At 61.4% G+C, this 4,746-nt stretch carries 5 protein-coding genes; 4 read left to right on the forward strand and 1 reads right to left on the reverse strand.

The genetic code is table 11. The features are described from left to right. On the forward strand, positions 1 to 663 hold a 663-nt coding region (locus tag BG35_RS0106580), incomplete at its 5' end, for a phosphoadenylyl-sulfate reductase (protein ID WP_025782206.1). Then, complete coding sequence (locus BG35_RS11610; RefSeq protein WP_025782207.1) at positions 663 to 1,445, forward strand: type III pantothenate kinase; 783 nt, start codon at positions 663 to 665, stop codon at positions 1,443 to 1,445. The genes BG35_RS0106580 and BG35_RS11610, both read left to right, overlap by 1 nt. 9 nt (positions 1,446 to 1,454) lie before the next feature. Here BG35_RS11610 and bcp read toward each other — a convergent pair whose 3' ends face one another. Next, the gene (bcp, locus tag BG35_RS0106590; RefSeq protein WP_025782208.1) at positions 1,455 to 1,922 is read right to left on the reverse strand and encodes a thioredoxin-dependent thiol peroxidase; all 468 of its coding nucleotides are present in this window, start codon (positions 1,920 to 1,922) and stop codon (positions 1,455 to 1,457) included. Positions 1,923 to 1,984: 62 nt separating this feature from the next. Here bcp and BG35_RS11615 point away from each other — a divergent pair, with 62 nt between their 5' ends. Next, positions 1,985 to 2,653 carry a 4'-phosphopantetheinyl transferase family protein gene (locus BG35_RS11615; RefSeq protein WP_025782209.1) on the forward strand — a complete coding sequence of 223 codons (669 nt, stop codon included), beginning with the start codon at positions 1,985 to 1,987 and terminating at the stop codon, positions 2,651 to 2,653. 174 nt (positions 2,654 to 2,827) lie between these two features. Continuing rightward, the coding region (locus BG35_RS0106600) for a TonB-dependent receptor (protein WP_161632560.1) at positions 2,828 to 4,746 on the forward strand (1,919 nt) is incomplete at its 3' end.

Below are 4,746 nucleotides of genomic sequence, written 5' to 3' on the forward strand. Positions count from 1 at the left end.
TGGTGTGCTGCGGAGTTTGGGCGCAGCTTTGTGCTCACCACCAGTTTCGGGATCCAGTCTGCCGTGCTGTTGCACATGGCCCACCGCGCGGCGCCGGCCATTCCCGTGGTGTGGGTGGATACGGGCTACCTTCCCCCGGAAACCTATCGCTATGCCAGGGAACTGGAAGAGCGTCTGGGGTTCGAGTTGCACGTGGCCCAACCCGTACTCAGCGCCGCACGCATGGAGGCGCTGTATGGCCCCCTCTGGGAGTCGGACCGGCCCGAGGACATGGAGCGCTACCTGCAAATGCGCAAGGTGGAGCCACTGGAAACGGCCCTGGATCAACTCGACGCCCATTGCTGGGCCAGCGGGGTGCGCCGCAATCAAACCCCCCACCGTCGTTCCATGACCGTGCTGGATCGCTTGCGGGGCCGTTGGACCCTCCATCCCCTCCTGGACTGGACAAGTAAGGATGTCTACTACTACCTGGAGGAGCACGGGCTGCCCCAGCATCCCCTGTTCAAGGAGGGCTACAGCACGGTTGGGGACTGGCATTCCAGCGCGCCCGACGGCCAGGTGACCGGCCGGTCCACCCGCTTCCGGGGGCAACGCCCCCACGGGGAATGCGGTCTTCACCTGGATGAAACCGCCTCGGCTGCCCCAGCCCACCCACCGGGCTGATGGCCATTACGGTGCTGCTGGTGGGCAACAGCCGTTTGCACTGGGGCTTGGGCACACCCCAGACCACCGGCCCTGGGCCGTTGCTCCAACGCTGTGACGGGAACCGGCCCCCCTGGCCGGTGCAGCCCGCCACACTGCGCTGGGCCGCGGTGGGGTTGATTCCCCCGTCCCTGGAGAACCGCCTGGGACCATGGCCGCCGCCGGTTGAAACCCGCCAGGTTCCCCTGCCCCATTGCCCCGCCCACGTGGGAGTGGATCGGGCCTTGGGGGCCTGGCAGGCGTTCGGCTGCAGTGCTGGCGGCGGGGTGCTGGTGGTGGATGCCGGCACCGCCTTGACCATGACGGCCGTCACCGCCAACGGCAGCTTTGCCGGAGGGCGGATCCTGCCGGGCGTGGCGTTGCAGCTTGAGAGTCTGCATCAGGGCACCGCCTCTCTCCCTTGCGTGGTCTCCCCACAGGTCAGGGGGTGGCCCACGGCGCCCTGCAGGACTCCGGCCGAGCCTGGTTCCTTGGCCACCGATACCGTCAACGCCATGGTGGATGGGGTGATCCATGGCCTGGCCGCTGCCGTGGCCAGCACCATGGCGGCGCTGGCGGCCGCTGCCGTGGTTCGGGAGTGCTGGCTCACCGGCGGCGATGCTCCCCTCCTTCAGGATTCCATCCGCAAGCAACTGGCGACGGGGCAAGCGGCTGCCAGGCAACCGACCCTCCACGACGACCCGGATCTGGTGTTGAAGGGTCTGCTGCGCTTGCAGGGCAGGGCAGATGCTGACAGGGCTTGAGGCCTGACTTCAATTGAGGCCCAGGTCGGTGAGGATCTGGCTGGCCATGGCATCGGCCTTCACCTTGGTGTACACCTTTTCCACACGGCCTTGTGGGTCCACCACAAACGTGTGGCGGAACATGCCGGTATATTCACGGCCCATGAACGTCTTGGCGCCATAGCTGCCGTAGGCCTGGGCCACGGGGCACGGTTCCGCGTCCGTGAGCAGGGTGAAGGGAAGTTGATACTTGTCGATGAACTTGGCGTGGCTGCTGGCGGGGTCTTTGCTGATGCCCAGCACCTTGACGTTGTGCTTTTCAAAGACGGACCATTCATCCCGAAAGCCGGATGCCTCCTTTGTGCAGCCCGGGGTGTCGTCCTTGGGGTAGAAGTAGACCACCACCCGTTGTCCGGCAAAATCGCTCAAGGAAATCGACTGGCCGGAGGCATCCGGCAGGGTGAATGGAGGGGCCGCCTCGCCAACTTGGGGAGTCATCGCAATGGGAGCAAAGCAGCACAAGCCTAGGGAATCCTGGCGCCACAGCAGGGGGCGCCCCCTTGATCCTGTGGCTCAGCCCCCTGGATGAGCGGCTCCATCGCCCGCAATGGCTCCACCCGTCCGAGCGGGACGCCCTGGAGACCTTGTCCTCATCGTCACCGCAACGGTCCCGGGAGGTGTTGAGGAGCCGGGTGCTGCTGCGGCGCTTGGCGGCCAGGGTGCTGGGCTGTGGACCCCGGGCGGTGCCTCTGCGGGCTGATCCGGGTCAGCCTCCCAGGTTGCACTCCCTCCAGGGCTGGCATCTGAGCTTGAGCCACAGCCGTGGCGCCGCCCTGGCGGCCATGGCCCGCCAGCCGTTGGGAGTGGACCTGGAAGCCGGCAACCGCCCCGTTTCCCCCGCCCTGGCCCGACGGTTTTTCTCGCCCAGGGAGGCAAGGACACTGGCTGACCTGGAACGGGAACGGGGTCCCCGGTGGGGGCAACGCCAACGGCTGCACTGCTGGCTGGCCAAGGAAAGCCTCTGCAAGCTCCTCAATCAACCCCTGCTCCCCGTCCTCAAGTCCTGGCGCTACGACCCGGACCGTCAAGTCCTGATTCACGGGCGGGGCCAGGTGATTCCTTGTCGGATCGGCTCCGAGGGGCCATGGTCCTGGGGGTGTTGCGCCATGGCGCCGGCCCCCGTCAGTTTCTGGACAGGGGCGGTGCCCGAACCTCCATGCCCGGCTTGAATTCCTTGAGTTCAAGGCAAGATTCGTGTAAAATCTCTTTTGCATCTCCGTGTCCTTCTCAAGCAGATGACTGTTCTCTCAAGCAGTGGCAGACCAAGTCTGGTGTTCAGGGTTTCCCCACGGGGGAGAGCATGGGTCCTGGGCCTTGTTTATGCTGCAATGCCCCTTGTGGGCATGGCTCAGGAGTCGGAAGGGGAAGGTGATCCGGTTCTCGATCTGGGAACTATCACGGTCACCGGCCAGAAATCCGAGCGCTCCCTGGCGGAAACGGACAGCAGCGTTACCGTTATTTTCCCCGGCGAGAACGACGGTGTGGCGGGAGCAGCGGACGACATCTTTGACGTGACCGAGCGTCTGGCCAACGTGACGCCGTTTGCAGCCAGTAGCGGTGTGGCCATCCGCGGCATTGGCCAGACCGGCTTCGCCTCGGGTCCCACCTTCGGGCAAACCAACTTTCTGGTCACCCGTGGCCCAGGGGATCTGGTTGCCACCTATGTGGACGGCATTCCGGTCTCCGTCTATGCCGGGCCTTTCGGGTTGTGGGACGTGGACCAGGTGGAGGTGTTGCGGGGGGCGCAAAGCACCGTTTTGGGGCGCGGCTCCCTTGGCGGGGCGGTGGTCATCGAAAATGCCGACCCCACCTTCACGACGGAAGCGGCTGGTCAGTTGAAAGCGGGGGCATCCGAAGGTGGGCTGGGAACCTCCTTTGCCGTCAGCGGTCCGCTTGTGGAGGACCGCTTTGCCTATAGAATTGTTTTTGATCGGCAGGAAGGCCCCAGCTTCATTGAAAACGTCACGTTGAACCAGGATGGAGACTGGCAGGATCTTTCAAATGGAAGGGTGAAATTGCTCTACGCAGGAGAACGGGGAGCCCAGGTGGAGTTAAGCACGTTTTCCAGTGAGACGAACGTGGGGACCCACTACGTGGATAAGGGTATGTGGGACAACGAGCGGAAGGTGGCCCGAGCCAATCCCAACACACACTTGCAGAATCATTCAGCAGGAGCTTCCCTGCGGGGAAGCTGGCCCCTGGGACATCCATCTCTTTCGTTGGAATCGACCACCGTATGGGTTAAGGAAGACGCCAACAGCAATTTTGACGTGGACCAGACGGAACTCGCACCTGATGAGAATTATGCTAATATCGACGATGACATTCGTACCTTCAGCCAGGAACTCAGGCTTCGCTATGCAGGGGATCATTTTAACGGATTTCTTGGGGCATATTTTGAAGACTTCCAAGGGAAAGGATTTAACGAATCTGATGTTTTTGGCGAAAGAACTGTAAAACAAGACGTTCAAACCATGGCGCTGTTCGGAGAAGGGCTCTGGTCACTCTCCGAGAAGTGGGATCTGACTTTGGGTTTGCGGCTTGAACGGGAGAGCAATGATACAACAGTTGATGCAGATGGGATTATCGATTTTCAGGCTCTGGATGATGCGCCAAAGCTTCGGACAAGACTTCCAGAGTTGGCCACAAAAGCTCAGATACCATTACCACAAATCAGCCAAGCTACCATCTTAACAGCTACACAAGCCGGGAGAATAAATCCATCTGAAGCAATGGAATTGGGTAACTTGGCAACCCTGGCAGGGCGAGTAACGCAGAATCAAGGAATACCCGTGCTAAGAATAGACAGAGATAGTGACTTCGACAAGAACTTCTCTGTCTTCCTTCCCAAGCTGGGGCTGTCCTACAAGGTATCGCCGGAGACACGCATTTACGGGACTGTCCAGCGTGGCTATCGCGCTGGCGGTGCAGGCGCCAGCCTGGTTGCCGCCGAAGAGTTCGAGTATGACCCGGAAAAGACATGGAACCTGGATCTGGGGGTTCGTCACCAGAGCGCCGATGGTCGCTTGCGCCTGGGTTCGAATCTCTTCTACGTTGATTGGCAGGACCAGCAGCTCCAGATGCCACCAGAAAATATAGCTACCGCTGTTGATTTTGTCACTGAAAACGCAGGTCGGTCCAAGAGTTATGGCTTGGAGTTGGAAGCGGATTATCAAGCAACTGAACGTCTACGCCTGTTTGGAGCACTTGGGATTTTGTCCACGGAAATCACCGAGGCGACAGAGGATAGGGTGAAGAACCT

The sequence above is a fragment of the Candidatus Synechococcus spongiarum SH4 genome (assembly GCF_000586015.1).
Lineage (GTDB): Bacteria > Cyanobacteriota > Cyanobacteriia > PCC-6307 > Cyanobiaceae > Synechococcus_B > Synechococcus_B spongiarum_F.

Bases quoted from the DNA above. Each gene is read 5' to 3' on its own strand.
- bcp (WP_025782208.1), bottom strand. From the start codon at position 1,922: ATGACTCCCCAAGTTGGCGAGGCGGCCCCTCCATTCACCCTGCCGGAT.
- BG35_RS11610 (WP_025782207.1), top strand. From the start codon at position 663: ATGGCCATTACGGTGCTGCTGGTGGGCAACAGCCGTTTGCACTGGGGC.